The organism is Catellatospora sichuanensis (assembly GCF_007483665.1).
In the GTDB taxonomy this organism is placed as follows: domain Bacteria; phylum Actinomycetota; class Actinomycetes; order Mycobacteriales; family Micromonosporaceae; genus Catellatospora; species Catellatospora sichuanensis.
This window is the reverse complement of sequence record NZ_ML660191.1, coordinates 1-18,210: the sequence shown is the minus strand read 5'-3', so window position 1 is coordinate 18,210 and position 18,210 is coordinate 1. Positions and strand designations below refer to the sequence as shown.

Below are 18,210 nucleotides of genomic sequence, written 5' to 3'. Positions count from 1 at the left end.
CGGGGCGGCCGCCTTCACCAGCGAAAGAGGTGTGCTGTGTTCGCCGTCGGCGCCAACCCGTGGATCTGGACCTCCCCCGTCGACGACCGCGCGCTGCGTGAGCTCGTCCCCCGCATCGCGGCCTGGGGCTTCGACGCGATCGAGATCCCCGTGGAGAACCCGGGCGACTGGTCCCCCGGCCTGGTCCGCGACCTGCTCGCCGAACACGGCCTGGCCGCCGCCGCGGTGCTCGCGGTCACCCCGCCCGGCCGCGACCTGGTCTGCACCGACGCCGCGACGGTACGCAGCTCGCAGGACTACCTGCGCGGGCTGGTCGACGCGGCCGCCGTGCTCAGCGCGCCCAGCGTGTGCGGTCCCGTCTACGCGGCCGTCGGGCGGCTCTGGCGCATGTCGGCCGACGAGCGGGTGGACTGCTACCGGCAGCTGCGCTCGGCATTGGAGCCGGTCGCCGAGTACGCCGCCGAGCGGGGCGTCGCCGTCGGCATCGAGGCGCTCAACCGGTACGAGACCTCGGTCGTCAACACCATGGCGCAGACCCTGGAGGCGATCGACGGCCTGCCCGGCAACGTCGGCATCATGCTCGACAGCTACCACATGAACATCGAGGAGTCCGATCCGTACGCCGCGGTCACCCTGGCCGGGCCGCGCATCGTGCACGTGCAGGTCTCCGGCAGCGACCGCGGCGCGCCCGGCCGCGACCACCTCGACTGGCCGCGCTGGCTCGGCGCGCTGGCCGGCACCGGATACCGCGGCCCGATCTGCATCGAGTCGTTCACCGGCGAGAACGAGGCCATCGCGGTCGCCGCCGCCATCTGGCGCCCGCTGGCTCCCACCCAGGACGAGCTCGCCACCAGCGGCCTCGCCTACCTCCGTCAGGTCACCGCCGCCCTGCAGCCCTGACCCCACCCGTACGCCTCAGGTCGTACGAGCGGTACGTCCTCGCTGCGGATGTGGGCCCACGCACACCCGCCTACGGTCGACAACCATGACATCCGCGACGATCACCCGCCCGGCGGTGGCGGTCACCGGCCTCACCAAGGTCTACGGCAGCGGCGACACCGCCGTCACCGCCCTCGACGACGTCAGCGTCACCTTCGACGCCGGCCGCTTCACCGCGATCATGGGCCCGTCGGGCTCCGGCAAGTCGACGCTGATGCACTGCGCGGCCGGCCTCGACACGGTCACCGCCGGCACGGTGCGCCTGTTCGACGCCGCCGGTGCGGCCACCGACCTGACCGGCCTGGACGACACGTCGCTGACCCGGCTCCGGCGTACCCGGATCGGGTTCGTGTTCCAGCAGTTCAACCTGCTGCCGACGCTCACCGCCCGGCAGAACATGCTGCTGCCGCTCGACCTGGCCGGCCGGCGCGCCGACCCGGCGTGGGAGGCGACGGTGGTCGAGGTGCTCGGACTGGCCGACCGCCTCGGGCACACGCCCAGCCAGCTGTCCGGCGGCCAGCAGCAGCGCGTGGCGTGCGCGCGGGCGATGCTGCCCCGACCTGATGTGATCTTCGCCGACGAGCCCACCGGCAACCTCGACTCCCGCGCCGGGCAGCAGGTGCTCGGCTTCCTGCGGCACAGCGTGCGCGAGCTGGGCCAGACCGTCGTCATGGTCACCCACGACCCCAACGCCGCCGCGTTCGCCGACCGGGTCGTGCTGCTCGCCGACGGCCGGCTCGCCGGGGACCTCGCCGACCCGACCGCCGACAGCGTGCTCGACGCGCTCAAGAATCTGGGAGCGTGAGCGGTGCTGCGGACAGTCCTGGCGGGCCTGCGCGCCCACACCCGGCGGATGATGGCCACCTTGATCGCGGTCGTGCTCGGCGTCGGCTTCGTCGCCGGCACGCTGATCTTCGGCGACACCGCCCGGGCCGGTTTCTACGACACCTTCGCCCGGCTCGCCCAGAACGTCGACGTCGCCGTGCTGGCCCCGACCGGCTCCGGCGGGCAGCCGGGCCTGCTCACCGATGCCCAGCTGGCCGCCGTACGGGCCGTGCCGGGCGTGGCCGGCGCCGACGGGCGCTCCAGCGGGCCGCTGGCGCTGCTGGACCCCGCCGGGCGGCCGATCACGAACTTCAGCCGGGTCGGGGTCGGGGTGTCCACCGATGGTGATCCGCGCACCCGGCCGTTCGACATCGACGGCCGGGTGCCCGCGCAGCCGGGCGAGGCGGTGCTGGACACCGACACCGCGTCGCACCAGCGTTACCGTACCGGCGACACCGTCGTCGTGGTCGACGCCGCCGGGGCCCGGCACTCGTACACGCTGGTCGGGCTCATCGACTTCGGGGTGTCGATGACCTACTCCGGCTCGACCGTGGTCGGCCTGCCCGCGACGCAGCTGGCCACCCTCACCGGGGTACACGGCTATGACGAGATCACGGTGACCGCGGCCGACGGCGTCGCGCAGGACGCCCTGGCCCGGCAGGTCCAGGCCGCGCTGGGGTCCGGGCCGCGGGTGTACACCGGCGACCAGCGCCGCACCGACCTCGCCGACGAGGCGACGTCCGTCGCGACGGAGTTCACCTCCGCGCTGCTCCTCTTCGGCGCGATCTCGCTGGTCGTGGCGGCGTTCGTCATCTACAACACGTTCGCGATCCTGCTGGCGCAGCGCATCCGGGAGACCGCGCTGCTGCGCTGCCTGGGCGCGACCCGCAGGCAGGTGTTCACCGCGACGCTGGCCGAGGCCGCCCTGATCGGCACGGTCGGCGCGGCGGGCGGAATCCTGTTCGGCATCGGCGTCGCCCACGCGCTGTTCGGGCTGCTCAACGACGCCGTGCACGCGAATCTGCCCGCGCACGCGGTCGTGGTCGGCACCGGGCCGGTGCTCGCCGGGCTCGGCATCGGGCTCGGCGTGACCGTGGTGGCCGCGCTGCTGCCGGCGCTGCGGGCCACCCGCACCTCGCCGCTGGCGGCGCTGCGGGTGCTGCCCAACGCCGGGGTCACCGGTCGCGGCCGGCGTATCGTCCGCGCGGTCGCGGCGCTGCTGGCCGTGGGTGCCGGGACCGCCGTCACGGTCGTCGGTGCGGGCATGAGCGACTCGCAGGCCGCGACGTTCACCATCGTCGGCGGGGGTGTGCTGGCGTTCCTCGGCGTGCTGATCGCCGCCCCGCTGTACATCGGCGCGGTCACCGCCGCCGTCGGCCTGCCCGTGGCGGCCGCGCTCGGGACGCCCGCGAAGGTCGCCGTCGCCAACGCCCGGCGCAATCCCGGACGCACCGCGACCACCACCGCCACCCTGATGATCGGTATCGGCCTGATAGCGCTGTGCAGCGTCCTGCTGGGCAGCCTCAAGGCCACCGCCGAGGACCAGCTGGTGGGCCACTACCCCGTCGACTACGCCATGGCCGGGGTCCGCTACGACAACGCCCGCCAGGCCGCCATCCCGGCCGGATTCGCCCAGCAGTTGCGCGCCCGGCCCGAGTTCAGCGGGGTCGCGCAGGCGCGGGAGGGCAAGGCGCAGCTGGACGGCGCCCGCGCGGTCATCGCCGCCGTCGACCCGTCGGCATACGGCACGCTGATCACACCCGCGACGGCCACCGGCACGCACACCCTCGCCGCGGGCACCGTCGTCGTCTCCAGTGCGAACCGCGTCACGCAGCACCTGCGCGTCGGCGACTCCGTCACCGTCACCGTCGGCCCGCGGACGCAGACCCTGACGGTGGCCGGCACCGCGCCGCTGTCGATCCCCGGCATCGAGCAGATCGACGCGCTGGTCTCCTGGGACCGGTTCACCGACCTGGCCGGCCCCGGCGACGACACCGTCGTCCTGGCCAAGGCCGCCCCGCAGGTCAGCGCTGCCAGCTCGCGCGACGCCCTGGAACAGGTCGCCACGGCCTACCCGCTGATGGAGATCAACAGCATCGCCGACCTGACCAGCGACCTGAACACGCAGATCAACGCCCTGCTCGGCCTGTTCGCCGGGCTGCTGGGCATCGCGGTGCTCATCGCGCTGTTCGGCATCGCCAACACGCTCTCGCTGTCGGTCGTCGAACGCACCCGCGAGTCGGCGACCATGCGTGCCATCGGCCTGACCCGTGCCCAGCTACGCGGCACCCTGCTCATCGAGGCGCTGCTGATGGGCGTCGTGGGCGCCGTGATCGGCATCGGTTTCGGGCTGATCTACGGCCCGCTGATCGTCGTCGCCCAGTTCGGCGCCATCGGACCGATCGTCGTCGTGCCGTGGGACTGGCTGGCCGGGCTCGTCGCGCTCGCCGCCGCGGCGGCTGCGGCGGCCGCGGTCCTGCCCGCCCGGCGCGCGGCGAAGGCCTCGATCGTGGCGGCGATGGCCGACCTCTAGCGCCCGCCTGGTGCGCCCGGACCCGGGCGCACCAGGCCGGTCTCGTAGGCGAACACGACGACCTGGACCCGGTCCCGCAGGCCCAATTTCGTCAGGATCCGTCCCACGTGCGTCTTCACCGTCGCCTCCGCCACGACCAGCTCCGTGGCGATCTCCGCGTTGGACAGCCCCGCGGCCACCGCGAGCACGACCTCGCGCTCGCGGTCGGTCAGCGCGGCCACCCGGGAGTCCTGCGCGGGCGGCGGAACGAACCGGCCGGCGAAGTGCTCCAGCAGCCGCCGTGTCACCCGCGGCGCGACCACCGCGTCGCCGCCGGCGACCGCGCGCACGGCGGCGAGCAGTTCCTCGGGCGGGGCGTTCTTGAGCAGGAACCCGCTCGCGCCCGCCTGCAGCGCCGCGAACGCGTCCGCGTCGGCGTCGAACGTCGTCAGCACGATCACCCGCGGGGTCGGCCCGGCGGCGCTCAGCAGCCGGGTGGCCTCCACCCCGTCCATGATCGGCATCCGGATGTCCATGACCACCACGTCGACGGCGGCCGCCGTCCCGGCGAGGTCGCCGACCAGGCGGACCGCCTCGGCGCCGTCGCCGGCCTGCCCGGCCACGGTCATGTCCGGCTGCGACGACAGGATCATCTCCAGCCCGGCGCGGACCAGGGGCTGGTCGTCGACGATGAGGACCCTCACAGCGGTACCTCCGCCCGCAGGCTCCAGCCGCCCCCGGGCCGCGGCCCGGCCGTCAGCACCCCGCCGTGCACGGCCACCCGCTCGCGCATCCCGGTCAGGCCGTGCCCGGCCTCGCGCGCGGCGGGCACGTGCGGGCGGGCGCCGCCGTCGTCGTCCACGGACACCGCCACGGCACCGCCCTGCTCTATCAGCGACAGCGTCACCGCCGCGCCGGGGCCCGCGTGACGCAGCACGTTGGTCAGCGCCTCCTGGGTGATGCGGTAGACCGCCAGCTCGACGGCGGGGGCCACGGTCTGCGGCAGGCGCGCGTCGACGGTCACCGCCAACCCGGCCGACCGGGCCCCGTCGACCAGGGCGTCGATCTCGGCCAGGGTGACCCGCCGACGGGACTCCGGCTCGGCCTCCGGGCCCGCCCCGCGCAGCACGCCGACCAGCAGGCGCATGTCCTCCAGCGCGTCGCGGCCGGTCGCCGCGACCGTCGCCAGCGCTTCACGGGCTTTGCCCGGATCGGCGTCGAAGGCGTAGCGGCCCCCGTCGGCCTGCACGATCATGACGGCGAGGCTGTGCGCGACCACGTCGTGCAGCTCGCGGGCGATCGCGGCGCGCTCGTCGGCGACCGCGATCCGGGCCAGGTGCCCGCGTTCGCGTTCCAGCGTCGCCGCCCGCTCCTCCAGCCCGGCGACATAGATACGCCGCTGGCGCATCGTGTACGCCATCAGCCACACCCCGCCGCACACCCCGACGTACCACAACGCGAGCGCCCACCACCGCGTCACGTCGCCTTGGCGGACCACCACGACCGCGACGCCGAGCGCGATCACGGCCGCGGCCAGATAGCCGTGCCACATCCTGCGGCCGTACTTGACCACGGCGTACATGCCCGCCAGGACCGCCAGGTCGAACGGCAGCGGGTGGTTCTCCGGCGCGTAGAACACCACCTGCGCCAGGGCCGCGGTCGAGACCACCGCCAGCGCGGTCAGCGGCAGCCGCCGCCGCAGCACGATCGCGGCCGACATCACGGCGCCGAGCCACATGAGGCTGGGCGGTGACAGCGGGTTGCGGATCTCCAGCAGGGTCAGGCCGAGCACGCCGAACCCGACCAGCAGGTCGAACGCGAGCGCGCGGCGGGTCCACAGGACAGCAGGCACGCGCCCAGAGTAGCCGCCGTCCCCGGGTCGGAGATCTGGTCAGACCAGGGCCTCCGACCCGGGACGGTGATCATCGCCGCAAGGACCGGGCGGCACGGGTCAGGCGCGGCGGGTGAAGTCGGCCGTCCAGTTGACCTCCCAGGTGGCCCCGTCGTCGGTGGAGAAGGCCTGCTCCCAGCGGGGATGTTCGGTGTCGGTCTGCGTCCAGCGGTAGCGGACCCGGATCGGGGTGCCCTCCCACACGTCGTCGCACTCGAACGTGCCGACGCCGTCCTCGAAGCGGCCGACCACCGGCACGTCGAGCATGCCGCCGCTGATCTTCGACGCCCACCAGATGCGCCACACCTGCTCATCAGGGTTGAACAGCCGCAGCGTCAGGCCCTCGAAGCCGCGCTCCGGGGCTCGGAGCACGTCGAAGACGCCGGTGCCGTCGAGCAGCACCTGGCAGTCGAGGGTCGCGTCGAACTCGTACCACTCGTCCTGACCGGCCAGCGCCTTGACCAGGCGGCGCTGGCGGCTGTCCCACGTGCCGGCGAGGAAGTCGAAATCTGTGTTCGTCATGCGCAGGACGCTAATTCCGTACCCCTGACACGTTGTGTCAGTGCCCGGCGGCAGACTTGGCGGACATGCGTGCCGACCGACTGCTCTCCATCGTCCTGCTGCTGCAGAGCCGCGGCCGGCAGACCGCGCACCAGCTGGCCGCCGAGCTGGAGGTGTCGGCCCGCACCATCTACCGGGACATGCAGGCGCTGGGCACCGCCGGCATCCCCGTCTACGGCGACGCGACCGGCTACGGCCTGATCGACGGCTACCGCACCCAGCTGACCGGGCTCACCGCCGCCGAGGCCCGCGGCCTCGTGCTGGCCGAGCTGCCCGGGGTCGCCGCGGACCTGGGCCTGGCCGAGGCGGTGGCCGCCGCACAGCTCAAACTCGCCGCCGCGCTACCGGACGCGCTGCGCGAGCGCACCGCCCGCATGCGGCAGCGCTTCCACCTCGACACCCCCGGCTGGTACGCCGACCGCGACAGCTCCGAACACCTCGCCGCGCTCGCCGATGCGGTATGGCGCCAGCACGCCCTGGCCGTCCGCTACGAGAACTGGACCGGCCCCGCCGAGCACCGGCTGGAGCCGTACGGGCTGGTCCTCAAAGCGGGCAAGTGGTATCTGGTGGCCCGCGCCGCGCGAGGCCTGCGCACGTTCCGGGTCAGCCAGATCCGCGAACTGACCGTGCTGCCGGAGGAGTTCGCCTGGCCGGACGGGTTCGACCTGGTCGCGCACTGGCACGAGCACATCGCCGACTTCCGCGCCCGGCTGGTCCGGGGCGAGGCGCTGGCGCGTTTCTCCCCCGAAGCGCTGGAGCTGCTGCCGCACCTGATGGGCCACGCCGTCGTCGACGCCGTGGCGGCGGGCGAGCGACAGCCCGACGGCTGGATCCTGGCGCGCGTGCCGATCGAGACCGACAGCCACGCCGAGATGCAGTTCCTGCGGTTGGGCGCGCAGGTCGAGGTGCTGGAACCGGCGGCGTTGCGCGGGCGTATCGCCGCCACCGTCGCGGAACTGGCCCGCACGTACCTGCGTACCTCCGTCAGCACCGGCCACCGACGTTGATCCTGTGGGGACCTCACGACGGCTACATGCCGGAGGGCGCCGCACGGGCATACCTTCGCGACCTGCCCGAGGCTGAGCTGCACGTGCTGGGCGGCGGTCACTGGCTGCTGGAGACCCACCTCGACGAGGTGGTCCCGCTGATGCGCGACTTTCTCGGCCGCGTCCACGCAAGGGGCCACAGCTAGCGTTACCAGGCCTCATGACCATTCCGGTGCTCCGCACAATCCCGTCTGACGATGCGGCGAGCCAAGAACCGGTTGAGTGGTGGCACGGGCATCACCGGTACGCAAAGGCCGTCGCACCGGCGACGCGCACTCCGGCGCCTCGGGGCGCAGTCGGGAGCTTGTCCTCGTCGAGGATCGCGACTCGAGGCCAGCCAGCGCGATCTCGTGACCGCGTTCAGGACCTCAAAGCGGATCGCATCTACCACATCCGATGCAAAGCGGCCGCAAACATTGACTCGCATCGCGATGTGACGATATGGTTCTAGCTTCACTAGATCGTTTCGGCGGGGGATCTACGTGTTCGAGGCGTTGGGTCTGAGCGAGGAAGCGCAGACCGTCTATCTTGCCCTACTCAAGTCGCCGGATGCCAATCTTCCCAACGTGGCGAAACTGCTGGGTATGACGGAAGAGAAGGTACGCGAGGCACTGGATGAACTCGCCAAGATGTCGCTTGCCCGTGCTCCGGTATCAGATCCACAGCTCTTGCGCCCGGTCAGCCCCGAGAGCCTGACCGCCCTCTTGGCGCGGGAACAGGCGGAACTGGCTAGGCGGCAGCAAAAGTATGAGGAGCGCAAGGCGGCGATCAACACTCTGATCACCATGCATGCCGAGATGCAGCCGAATACACCTGGCCTCGGCGTGGAGCGGCTGGAGGGGATCGATGCCATCCGAGGGAAGCTGACAGAACTTGCCGGGACCTGCGAGTGGGAAGCATCTTCGTTCGCCCCTGGTGGAGCCCAGTCCTCGGAGAGCCTGAGCGCAAGCCGGGCGGTCGACGCTGAAGCCATCGATCGCGGGGTTCGACTTCGCACGATCTACCTGGACAGCGTCCGCAACGACTCAGCGACCTTGGATTATGCGATGTGGCTGGGTGAATTGGGCAGTGAGGTCCGCACGGCGCCCACGCTCCCGCTGCGTATGGTCATCGTGGATCGCAAGATTGCCGTGGTCCCGGTCGACACCGATCGCAGCGGGGCTGTGGCGTTGGCGGTCTCGGGAAGCGGCCTTCTCACCGCATTAGTGGCACTGTTCCAGAGCGTCTGGCGGACAGCTACTCCACTGGGGACAGGGCGCCGGCGTGATGGTGAAGCGCTTTCACCTCAAGAGGAGCAGGTGCTCAAGCTTCTCGCCGAAGGTCATACCGATGAGATGATCGCTCGCCGTTTGGGCACCTCCGCACGGACGGCCCGACGGATATCTTCCGAGCTGATAGCCCGCCTGGACGCGAAGAGTCGCTTCCAGGCGGGGGCGCGTGCGGTTGCTCGAGGCTTGATCGATGAGGACGACCTCAGCTGAAGTCAGAGTGTGCGGGTCGACGACACCGACCATTGTCCGGAAGGGGCGACCGCAGCCATGGTTCGGCGGCAAAGTTGGTCCGCCAGTGTCGTGGCGTCCTGCAAGTCCGCACCCTGCAGGTAGAGCGAGAACACCGCCTGTTCGTCCTCGACGTCCAGATAAGCGTGCTGCAACCTGTCGGTCACCGCCGAACTGTCATGCAGCGCGCGGCGAAGTTCGCCGACGTCCACACGCCAGCCAGGAGTATCGACTGCAACCATTACAAGGTACACATCCACTCCTATCAGCCTTGTGCTGCACATCCAGTCCAAGGCACCTTCGCGTGCTGTCCGCCCACCACGGAGCCACGGCGGGCAACGATGTGGAACAGCCGCGCGATGCTTCGGTAAGGGTCCTGGGCGCCGACAAGCCACTCCAGTTCGGCTAGTTCTTCGAAGTCGAGGCCGGGAGGGGTGTCTCCTAGATTGTCGGAGAAGACCCTGATTCCGTACCAGTCGAGCACAGCGGCGTCGGCGGCGGTCAGGAGCAGTTCGACATCGCTGCGTTTGTCGGGCCGGTTATCGAGGTTGTTGCCGCCGGCGTCGAGGCCGGTGGCCAGCGCTCCGATGGCATCTGTCCAGCGTCCGGCCAGGCCAGGACGCATCGCTGAGGCTTCCCGATTCAGGCCGAGAACGGACAGCAGCCCAGCGGGGCGGGCGAGAGCGACCACACTGTTCAACAGCGCGACGGGGTCGTCGACGTACATCAGGATGCCGTGGCAGCAGACCAGGTCGAAACGCCCCTCGCCGAGCAGGTCCACGCCCTGCTCGCCAAAGCCGAGTACCAACTCGACTCGGCTGCGGACCGATTCGGCTTCCGCTTGCAGCCGCTGTTCGGCAGCTGCCAACATCTTCGGATCGGGGTCGAGTAGCACCACATCGTGCCCCTGGCGCGCCAGGTTGATCGCCTGGTAGCCCTCGCCTCCCCCGACATCGACGACACGCTGCGGAGTTGTCGGCATGTGCAGTGACAGCCCACGTGTCAGCAACCGCTGGCGCAGCTGACCTAGTACGCCCTTGTTATGGCGGTCGTATGCCTCCAGTAGCTTGCTTGAATCTGGCCCCATCCATGTATTCGTCATGATATTTCCTTTTCTGTATCGATGCTCCAGCCCGCGGCATGCCAACGGAGTATTTGAGGTGTGAGCGCAAGCACCAGCAGTGCCAATGCGCCCACGAGAGTGGGCCGCAACCCCAGGACCGTGCCGAGAACGCCGCCGACCGTAACCCCGACCAGCCCAGCAACCTGCAACGACATGCCCGCCAGGGCCATGACGCGCGCGACCTTGCCATCGGGCGCGGCGCCTTGGAGAGTCCCGAACACGGTGGCAATCATGAGTGTCCCGCCGAAGCTGCCAGCGAGTTCAAACACCACGACGCCAGCAGCGCCGAAGACTCCGGCCACGCCGAACGGCAGCAGTGACAGGGAGAACACCGTACTCACCACGCCGGCTACCAGGGTCAGACCGGGCCCATAACGGTTCAGGACCCGGCCTACCAACATGCCGCCGGCGATGCCACCGACCGCCCCCAAGCCCAGCAGCAACCCGATCAAGGGCGATGGCAGCTTCAGCACGTCGACCATGAACAGGACCAGCACCGTGTCTACAATGCCGTTGACGAAGGCCACCACCAGCATCGCCTGCACTCCAGAGCACTGAAGTAGGCGGTGGGCCAGGCTGGTCGTGTCGCGCCACGCACTGCGCGACCCGGCTGCGGGGCCTTGCGGCGCCGTCGCCTCCTCAGCTCCCTTCCTCACCCGGACCCGGCCTAGCAACAATGCCGATAGCAGGAAGGACAGCGAGTCGATCAGCACCACCAGCGGCGCCGCCAGGAACGTCAGCAGGGCACTGCCGATCGCCGGCCCAGTGACATCAGCCACGCTCCTGCTTGCGTTGATCTTTCCGTTGGCGCTGACGAGGTGTTCCCTGGCGACCACCTCGACAAGTACGGGGCTGGACAGCGAAGCGTAGAGGCCGGTCAACAGGGAGGCGACGCCGACCAAGCTGATAAGAATCGGGAAGGTCAGTACGTTCTGCCACCACAGCAACGGGATAAGCCCTATGACGGCCGCCTGAACGATATTGCAGACGACCATGAGCGCAACCCGACTGCCTCGCCATGCATCCGACCAGGCGGCGACAGGCAGCCGGACCAGCATGGCTGGGGTCATGCCCACGGCCACCAGCCATCCCATGTCACTGGCGGATGCGCCCAGGTTGACCACCGCGATCAGTGGGATGAGCACTGCGGTCACGGTGGAGCCCACCTGCGAAGTGCTGACAGCGGCCCACAGCGCGCGGAAACTGGCGCCGCGGAGTCCGCCTCCTGGCTGCGGCGTGGTTTTGTCGGCAATTATCGCGGTCATGGGCACTTCGCCTTTCGATCGAGAGGTTCGTGTTCTCCGAGGCTCACATCTACGGCAGCAGAGTGACGATCTCGACTCCAGCAGCGCTGGCCTGCTTGACGAACCACTCTGGAAAGCTGCCGGGGTAAGTCATCGCGGCGATCTCCGTGAGCCGAGGGATGCGTGCTGATACGCCGTTCATCGTCCGCACCGAGTCTCGGGCGATCCGACACAGGAATCGGTGGTTTTCCTGCAATTCCTTGCGTCCGTAGCTGAAGAACGCGCCGAACTTCTCGTCTTCAGGCGCCGCGTGTCCCTCAGTACTGGAGTGCATCAGCCGACCGTGCCAAAGAATCATGTCACCCGCCCTGGTATCGACCGTCTCGCGCAAGACGCTGCGGCCCAGCGTGCGAGACGCCGCGCTGAAGTCGGCGGGGATCCTGCCGTAACCGTCAAAGGACATCAGGTGTGAACCGCGGATCACGTCGATGCCCCCGCCGGTCGCCGGTCCGTTGTCCTGCAGGTACAGACCGGCCTGCACGTGCACGAACCCGGGCGCCCATACGTACTCGGTATCGGCCCCGACGAACGTTGTGTCCACGTGCCACGGCACGTAGACATTCATGCGGGCGGTGCAGTTGGGATACATGACGACCTGTGGGCCTACCAACTGCGCGACGGTGTCGAGAACCAGAGGCCGCAGTGCTATTCCGGCCAGGAACTCATTCGCCAGGAAATCGCAGGTCATCATCTCCTGAACGCCTGCCACGGCCAGGTGCTGTTTGCACAATGCCCGAGCCGTACGGACCTCGTCGGCATTCAGGACACCGCGTAGGACAACGTAGCCATGCGCGGCGAACTCGTCGGCCAGGCTGGTGGCTGCAGTCATTGCCCCACCCTCGCAACACTGCCGGGTACCGGGCACGCTGCCAGAGCCTCCAGCTGCCCGTAACCGAGCCCACAGCAGTCACCCGTGATGTCCTCGTCGAGCGCGTCGACCGGGTGCGGCACGTCCAGTGGCACCACGTGCGACAGATCGATGGGCTCCGGGTCGTCGTCGACGTAGACCAGGGCCCCGTCGGTGATCAGGTCCAGATGCACGTCCGCCACGTACGGAACCCGCGTCAGGCTCTGGTTGTGCTGCCCGAACCCGAGGTGCACGCCGCAGCGCCGCTCATTGATGTGCGAGTTGGTGGCAATGAACTCCGTGATGCCGTGGTTGGTGCCCAGCCCCAGCTCACCAACGTTGCGGCCGTTGGGACTGTCCAGGCACAACTGGAACATGTTCTGCAGGTCGGCGTCGGCGCAGGACAAGCTCACCGCCTTGCTGTCGACGATCTCGATGCGAACCGGGTTGGCAGCCAGGCTGGCGTTGAGCGGGGTGATGATGTTTGCGTTGAAAGCGCCATCGGCAACGAGTACGCCGTCGACGCGGGCGGGGTAGGTCGCAATCTCACCCGCTGGCAGAATGGTGAAGCCGCCCGGACGCCACATGCCCCGGTTACTGACCCACTGGAACTTCTCCGAGTCGATCTGGATGGCCAGGTCGGTGCCACTCTTCGACGTCACCCTGATCTTCGTGACCGGCTGAATCCGGTGCAACAGCGTGGCGTTCAAAGCGGACAGCTGCTGGGGGGTCACGTTGAGCGCCCGGGTGAAGAAGTCCCTTCCCGCACTGATGATGCGCAGGATCATGCACCGGTCGTTGCCCACCTGGCGCAACACCGACTCGAACACGTTGAAATGCGACATGGTGTCACGCTCGAGTGTCACCACCACCAGGCGGCCGGCCAGTGCGTCCGGGTCAGGCAGCGCCTGCTGGAAGCGTTCGCCGAAGGTGGCGTCCTTCAAGGGCCTCATCGCCACGATCGCGGCGCTGAAACCTCGATGCTTGAGTGCCACGGCGAGCCACGCTGCGGCCTCCCGGCTGTCTGGCGTGTACGCCAGGACGAATGTATCGGTGGGATTGATCTGAATGTAGTCGTCCAGGAGCGTGTCCACTCCGCTAACGACGCCCGCATCGAGTTCCTGCATCGTCATCGCTGTCTCCTAGTCTCGGATAGCCGTACAACCATTAGTCTCAGTAGTAGCCGTATATTCATGTAACTTGCGCGCTCAAAACGTTTCTGCTCGGCCGCGGGACGAATCGTGCCGAACATGTTAGGGCGCTCCTCCCGATGCAGATACGTCACGACGCGTCTGCCCGGGAAGAGCGCCCTCAGTTGGCACAGCCATTCAGGAGGATCAGAGTTTTTCCAATATCTGTTCCGGCCTTAATCGCCGTCGCCAACCCTCACCGTGGAGCTCAGTTGCGGTAGGTCGTGTACGAGATCGTCCACTGGATCAGGGACTCGTCCTTCTCGCCATCCTCCGCCGGCGGCTCCACCGCAGCCATCTTCGCGATGAGCTTCTCAACCTCTTCTGCAGCCATGACTCCTCCTTCGGGTGATCTTCGCGGCTCAGTTGCGGTAGGTCGTGTACGCGATCGTCCACTGGATCAGGGACTCGTCCTTCTCGCCATCCTCCGCCGGCGGCTCCACCGCAGCCATCTTCGCGATGAGCTTCTCGACCTCTTCTGCGGCCATGTCTTCCTCCATGTGATCCTTGCCAGCCGATTGCTGCCGAGATCGAGCATGCACGATCGAATGCGGCGGCAGAAGTGGGCACTTTAGGCCAGCGCCGCATATGGACGGAACCGGCCACGTCCCGGCTCGACGGCCTATTTCGGCGTTTGCCTTATCAGTCCATTCCAAACGCATGGACTTGACGTCGTGGAGCGCGGTAGAAACTTTCTCACAAGCCCAGGATGAGACCGGAAACGAGAAATGGAGCGAAGCAAATGCGCAATCTCACGCAAGCAATGGTCCTTGCCGCGATTCTCGGCATCATTCCTATTGGCATGGCATGGGCCTCCGACATCGCGGTCGCCGAGGCGCCGGCTTCGGTCACTGCGACCGGCGATGACAGCTTCGGCTGGGACGGCGAACCCGCTGACGACGACAGCTTCGGCTGGGACTGACCCAGTCGCGAGATCCGAACGGGATAACCCGACCCGCAACCGTAGGTCAGCAGACCAGAACACGACAACGCGGAGGAACATCGATGAAAACCAACGATACGGACCTGAACGATGGCATCACCCACATCTCTGTTCCAGGCGCTCCCCACGGATCTCCTGTCGTGACGACCGTGGGGCCAGAGTTCGACGCTTCCACATTCGGTTCCAACGGGGTGTGCACCTACGTCACCACGAAACCCACGCTTTCTGCGTGAGCTGCGATGCCGGATTGAAACGAGCTGCGCGTGGACCCGATCTCGCGGCAATCCCCAGCTCACAAGGCATGAGCTTTCGGCTTCGGCTTCGGCCCGACCTCTGACAATCCGCCGGCTTGCACCTGCCGACCGGCAGAGTTGCGGCCCAGCAACTCCGACCTGACGATCCGATCAGGGCAACGCACCCTCCTGACATCGACCAGGCTGCGCTTCAGCGCCCGGATGCGGCACCGACCTGGACCGCATCACCGAAATGAGCAAGGAGTCCAGGTCATGATCCCACGCACCGACTATCACATCGAGCGGTTCACCCTTGCCAATGGCTTGCGGGTGGTTCTCAACCGCGATGCCAGTGTCCCCTTGGTGGGTGTCGCGGTCGTGTACGACGTCGGCGTCCGCTCCGAACCTCCGGGCCGGACCGGATTTGCGCACCTGTTCGAGCACCTCATGTTCCAAGGCTCTGCCAATCTCGAGAAATTGGCTCACTTCCGGTACGTACAGGGTGCCGGGGGAACTTTCAACGGATCCACTCACCTCGATTACACCGACTATTTCCAGACGGTGCCCAGCAATGCGCTCGAACGCATGATGTTTCTGGAAGCCGACCGCATGGGTGCCCCGCTGCTGACCGAGGAGAACCTGCGCAATCAGATCGACGTGGTCAAGGAGGAGATCAGAGTCAATGTCCTAAACCGCCCCTACGGTGGTTTTCCCTGGTTGAAACTGCCGCCAGTTCTCTTCGACACGTTTCCCAATGCGCATGACGGCTACGGATCGTTCGCAGACCTGGAGGCGGCCACTGTCGAGGACGCCACCGAGTTCTTCCAGCGCTTCTATGCGTCGGGAAACGCTGTGCTGAGCATCGCCGGGGACTTCGACACCGACGAGGCCCAGACTCTGGTGGAAAAACACTTCGGCGCGATACCGGCCCGGCCGGCAGCTGCACGGTCGCTATTTGCCGAGCCGGATCCGACAAACGCAAACCACACCGACTACGTGGACCAGTTGGCGCCGGCGCCCGCCGTCGCTGCGGCCTGGCGGGTTCCCGACCCCATCGGGCAGTTCGGCCAATACCTGGCCTGCGTGGTGCTGGCAGAGGTCCTGACCGACGGGGAGGCCTCCCGGCTGGTCCGGCGACTGGTCCGCAAGGAGCGCATGGTCTCCAGCGTCGGCGGCTACCTGGGCTTCATGGGTGACCCGTTCGACGTACGGCACCCCACCGCCCTGGTGTTGCAGGCATACCTCAACCCGGACGAGTCGGCGGAGGAGGTGCTGAACGTCATCGACGAGGAGCTCACGCGGCTCGCGATGGATGGCCTGACCAACAGTGAGCTGACTCGTATCAGCAATCGAATCGCCACCAACCTGCTGCGCAGCACTGATGCCGTCATTAGTCGCGCGGTGCGTATGGGGGTGCTGGAGCTGCAGCGGGCCAACCCCGGACTTATCAACGATCTTCCCCAACTGATTGGTGCCGTTACGGTCGAGGACGTACAAAGCGCCGCCGCTCTGTTTCCTCCCCACAGCCGAGCCTCCATCGCGGTGCGTCCGCAGATCAGCCGGTGAGATTCAGCAGGAAGCCCAGGACATCGACATGAGACGCCTTCCGGATCTAGCCCCTAGCCGCCCCCTCAGGATCCTGCCGCAAGCCGAGCGCATCTTGTCCAACGGTCTGACCGTGATCGCTATCGCTCGACGTACCGTTCCGTTGGTCGAGCTACGCCTGCATATGCCTTTCGCTGGTGATGATCTTGCCGTAGGGTCCGTACTGACGCAGACCCTGTTCGCCGGGTCTGATAAGAGGTCCATTGGCGAAATCGCCACTGAGTTGCAGACTGTCGGCGGCACCCTGGGCGCGAGCCTCGACCCCGATCGCCTACAGATCAGCGGAAACTGCCTGTTCTCGGGTCTGGATCGGATGCTCGAGCTACTCGCCGAGGTGCTCAACAGCGCGGCCTACCCACTCACCGAGGTCGCCCGCGAACGCGAGCGGCTCGCCGAACGCATCCGCATAGCCCGAAGTCAGCCAAGCTTTCTTGCGCGCGCCGCCCTTCATCGCCAGATTTACGGCACCCATCCCTATGCGATTCCAACACCGGATGCAGCCAAGGTGCGTGAGGTCCACGTCGACCAGCTCCGACGGCTACACGCCAAGCGCGTGCGGCCGCACGGCGCGACCCTCGTGCTGGTCGGCGACTTCGATCCCGATCACGCGGTCGACGCCGCCGTGCGGCGGCTGAGTTCGTGGTCCGGCCGCGGTCCCGCTGGCATCCTGCCCCCAACGCCACCACTAATTCCTGGCCCGCTGACTCTTGTCGACCGGCCGAACGCAGTCCAGTCGTCGCTGCGTATGGCGTTGCCAGCCGCGACCCGCGACAGCCCGGACAACGCACCGCTGCAACTGGCAAACCTCATTTTCGGTGGGTACTTCCCTTCCCGTTGGGTGGAGAACATTCGCGAGACCATGGGGTACGCCTACAGCCCTCATTCATCCATCGAACACAACCCAGCCGGCTCCTTGATGCTGCTGACGGCTGAGATGGCGACCGAGGTCACTGCTCCTGTGCTAGTCGAGACCCTGTATGAACTGGGACGGCTCGCCACCATTCCACCCCGCAAAGAGGAACTGGAGCAGGCTCGCCAGTATGCCCTCGGCTCGCTGCTGCTGGGCATGTCGACTCAGGCGGGCATCGCGGGGCTGGCGATCAAGTTCGCCGGATCCGGGTTGCGCCTCCCCTACCTGCGCGAGCACGCGCAGCGATTGACAGATGCCACCGTCGACGACGTACACCGCGCAGCCGCAACATACATGGCGCCGACACAAGCGGTCTCGCTTGTACTCGGCGCGAGCACCCGCGTTCAAGACGACCTAGCGAAGATCGTCCCGGTCGCCCCAATCCCACTGTGAACCCGACGAGGATCGATCATGCCGCTTACCCAGCTACGTGCCGGTGGACGCGCCCGGCTGGTGGACGTCAACTCGTACGACATCTCGCTGGACCTCACCGACGGGGCGGGCAATCCCGGCGACGGCACCTTCCGCAGCGTGACGACGGTGAAGTTCACCGCCGCGACCCCGGGGGCGGGCACCTTCGTCGAGGTCGCCGCGAGCAAGATCCTGCGAGCCGAGCTGAACGGCACCGCACTGGACACCAGCGCCTGGACCGCCGAGACCGGTCTGGTGCTGCCGCAGCTCGCCGAGCAGAACACGCTCGTCGTCGAGGCGGAGTTCCCGTTCTCGCAGCAGGGTCAGGGCCTGCACCGCGCGGTCGACCCCGCGGACAAGGAGGTCTACCT

At 68.0% G+C, this 18,210-nt stretch carries 20 protein-coding genes and 1 pseudogene; 11 read left to right on the top strand and 10 right to left on the bottom strand.

All coding sequences use genetic code 11. The features are described from left to right. Positions 1 to 36: 36 nt before the first annotated feature. From FLL47_RS12820 to FLL47_RS12810, 3 genes are all read left to right on the top strand, one after another. The gene (locus FLL47_RS12820; protein ID WP_144120735.1) at positions 37 to 900 is read left to right on the top strand and encodes a sugar phosphate isomerase/epimerase family protein; all 864 of its coding nucleotides are present in this window, start codon (positions 37 to 39) and stop codon (positions 898 to 900) included. Between the two features lie 85 nt (positions 901 to 985). Beyond that, on the top strand, positions 986 to 1,744 hold the full coding sequence (locus tag FLL47_RS12815; protein WP_144120734.1) for an ABC transporter ATP-binding protein: 759 nt from the start codon (positions 986 to 988) through the stop codon (positions 1,742 to 1,744). 3 nt (positions 1,745 to 1,747) lie between these two features. Next, positions 1,748 to 4,297, top strand: a complete 2,550-nt coding sequence (locus tag FLL47_RS12810) for an ABC transporter permease (protein WP_144120733.1) — start codon at positions 1,748 to 1,750, stop codon at positions 4,295 to 4,297. Here the strand turns inward: FLL47_RS12810 and FLL47_RS12805 are convergent. From FLL47_RS12805 to FLL47_RS12795, 3 genes are all read right to left on the bottom strand, one after another. After that, on the bottom strand, positions 4,294 to 4,980 hold the full coding sequence (locus FLL47_RS12805) for a response regulator (protein ID WP_281286701.1): 687 nt from the start codon (positions 4,978 to 4,980) through the stop codon (positions 4,294 to 4,296). The genes FLL47_RS12810 and FLL47_RS12805 overlap by 4 nt on opposite strands. Then, positions 4,977 to 6,128, bottom strand: coding sequence for a sensor histidine kinase (locus tag FLL47_RS12800; RefSeq protein ID WP_144120732.1), 1,152 nt, complete (start codon positions 6,126 to 6,128; stop codon positions 4,977 to 4,979). The genes FLL47_RS12805 and FLL47_RS12800 overlap by 4 nt, the downstream gene beginning before the upstream one ends. A 99-nt stretch (positions 6,129 to 6,227) precedes the next feature. Next, the gene (locus FLL47_RS12795) at positions 6,228 to 6,689 is read right to left on the bottom strand and encodes a hypothetical protein (RefSeq protein WP_144120731.1); all 462 of its coding nucleotides are present in this window, start codon (positions 6,687 to 6,689) and stop codon (positions 6,228 to 6,230) included. A gap of 65 nt (positions 6,690 to 6,754) precedes the next feature. On the opposite strand from FLL47_RS12795, the gene FLL47_RS12790 reads away from it, so the two are divergent. The 3 genes from FLL47_RS12790 (at position 6,755) to FLL47_RS12780 (ending at position 9,255) form a co-directional block, all read left to right on the top strand. After that, positions 6,755 to 7,735 carry a helix-turn-helix transcriptional regulator gene (locus FLL47_RS12790; RefSeq protein WP_144120730.1) on the top strand — a complete coding sequence of 327 codons (981 nt, stop codon included), beginning with the start codon at positions 6,755 to 6,757 and terminating at the stop codon, positions 7,733 to 7,735. A gap of 26 nt (positions 7,736 to 7,761) precedes the next feature. Beyond that, positions 7,762 to 7,920, top strand: a complete 159-nt coding sequence (locus FLL47_RS12785) for an alpha/beta fold hydrolase (RefSeq protein WP_222106052.1) — start codon at positions 7,762 to 7,764, stop codon at positions 7,918 to 7,920. Between the two features lie 336 nt (positions 7,921 to 8,256). After that, positions 8,257 to 9,255, top strand: coding sequence for a LuxR C-terminal-related transcriptional regulator (locus FLL47_RS12780; RefSeq protein ID WP_144120729.1), 999 nt, complete (start codon positions 8,257 to 8,259; stop codon positions 9,253 to 9,255). A gap of 2 nt (positions 9,256 to 9,257) precedes the next feature. On the opposite strand, the gene FLL47_RS12775 is transcribed toward FLL47_RS12780, so the two are convergent. From FLL47_RS12775 to FLL47_RS44715, 7 genes are all read right to left on the bottom strand, one after another. Then, entirely contained in the window at positions 9,258 to 9,527 is a 270-nt protein-coding gene (locus FLL47_RS12775; protein ID WP_144120728.1) for a hypothetical protein, read from the bottom strand. Positions 9,528 to 9,538: 11 nt separating this feature from the next. Further along, on the bottom strand, positions 9,539 to 10,375 hold the full coding sequence (locus FLL47_RS12770; RefSeq protein ID WP_144120727.1) for a methyltransferase domain-containing protein: 837 nt from the start codon (positions 10,373 to 10,375) through the stop codon (positions 9,539 to 9,541). Continuing rightward, positions 10,372 to 11,661, bottom strand: a complete 1,290-nt coding sequence (locus FLL47_RS12765) for an MFS transporter (protein WP_144120726.1) — start codon at positions 11,659 to 11,661, stop codon at positions 10,372 to 10,374. The genes FLL47_RS12770 and FLL47_RS12765 overlap by 4 nt, the downstream gene beginning before the upstream one ends. A gap of 49 nt (positions 11,662 to 11,710) precedes the next feature. After that, complete coding sequence (locus FLL47_RS12760) at positions 11,711 to 12,529, bottom strand: phytanoyl-CoA dioxygenase family protein (RefSeq protein WP_144120725.1); 819 nt, start codon at positions 12,527 to 12,529, stop codon at positions 11,711 to 11,713. Continuing rightward, positions 12,526 to 13,680 carry a 2,5-dihydroxypyridine 5,6-dioxygenase NicX family protein gene (locus FLL47_RS12755; protein ID WP_144120724.1) on the bottom strand — a complete coding sequence of 385 codons (1,155 nt, stop codon included), beginning with the start codon at positions 13,678 to 13,680 and terminating at the stop codon, positions 12,526 to 12,528. Before FLL47_RS12755 ends, FLL47_RS12760 begins: the two co-directional genes overlap by 4 nt. A gap of 265 nt (positions 13,681 to 13,945) precedes the next feature. Beyond that, positions 13,946 to 14,071 carry a hypothetical protein gene (locus FLL47_RS44720; protein ID WP_281286700.1) on the bottom strand — a complete coding sequence of 42 codons (126 nt, stop codon included), beginning with the start codon at positions 14,069 to 14,071 and terminating at the stop codon, positions 13,946 to 13,948. 28 nt (positions 14,072 to 14,099) lie between these two features. Continuing rightward, positions 14,100 to 14,225, bottom strand: coding sequence for a hypothetical protein (locus tag FLL47_RS44715; protein ID WP_281286699.1), 126 nt, complete (start codon positions 14,223 to 14,225; stop codon positions 14,100 to 14,102). 254 nt (positions 14,226 to 14,479) lie between these two features. On the opposite strand from FLL47_RS44715, the gene FLL47_RS12750 reads away from it, so the two are divergent. The 5 genes and pseudogenes from FLL47_RS12750 to FLL47_RS12735 form a co-directional block, all read left to right on the top strand. Beyond that, positions 14,480 to 14,659, top strand: a complete 180-nt coding sequence (locus FLL47_RS12750; RefSeq protein WP_144120723.1) for a hypothetical protein — start codon at positions 14,480 to 14,482, stop codon at positions 14,657 to 14,659. A gap of 83 nt (positions 14,660 to 14,742) precedes the next feature. After that, positions 14,743 to 14,913, top strand: a complete 171-nt coding sequence (locus FLL47_RS42865; protein WP_186315695.1) for a hypothetical protein — start codon at positions 14,743 to 14,745, stop codon at positions 14,911 to 14,913. Positions 14,914 to 15,186: 273 nt separating this feature from the next. After that, the gene (locus FLL47_RS12745) at positions 15,187 to 16,479 is read left to right on the top strand and encodes a M16 family metallopeptidase (protein WP_144120722.1); all 1,293 of its coding nucleotides are present in this window, start codon (positions 15,187 to 15,189) and stop codon (positions 16,477 to 16,479) included. Between the two features lie 28 nt (positions 16,480 to 16,507). Continuing rightward, positions 16,508 to 17,821: a M16 family metallopeptidase gene (locus FLL47_RS12740; protein WP_144120721.1), complete on the top strand. Its 1,314-nt coding sequence runs from the start codon at positions 16,508 to 16,510 to the stop codon at positions 17,819 to 17,821. 18 nt (positions 17,822 to 17,839) lie between these two features. After that, positions 17,840 to 18,210 (top strand): annotated as a pseudogene (locus tag FLL47_RS12735) (aminopeptidase N); the annotation flags it as partial.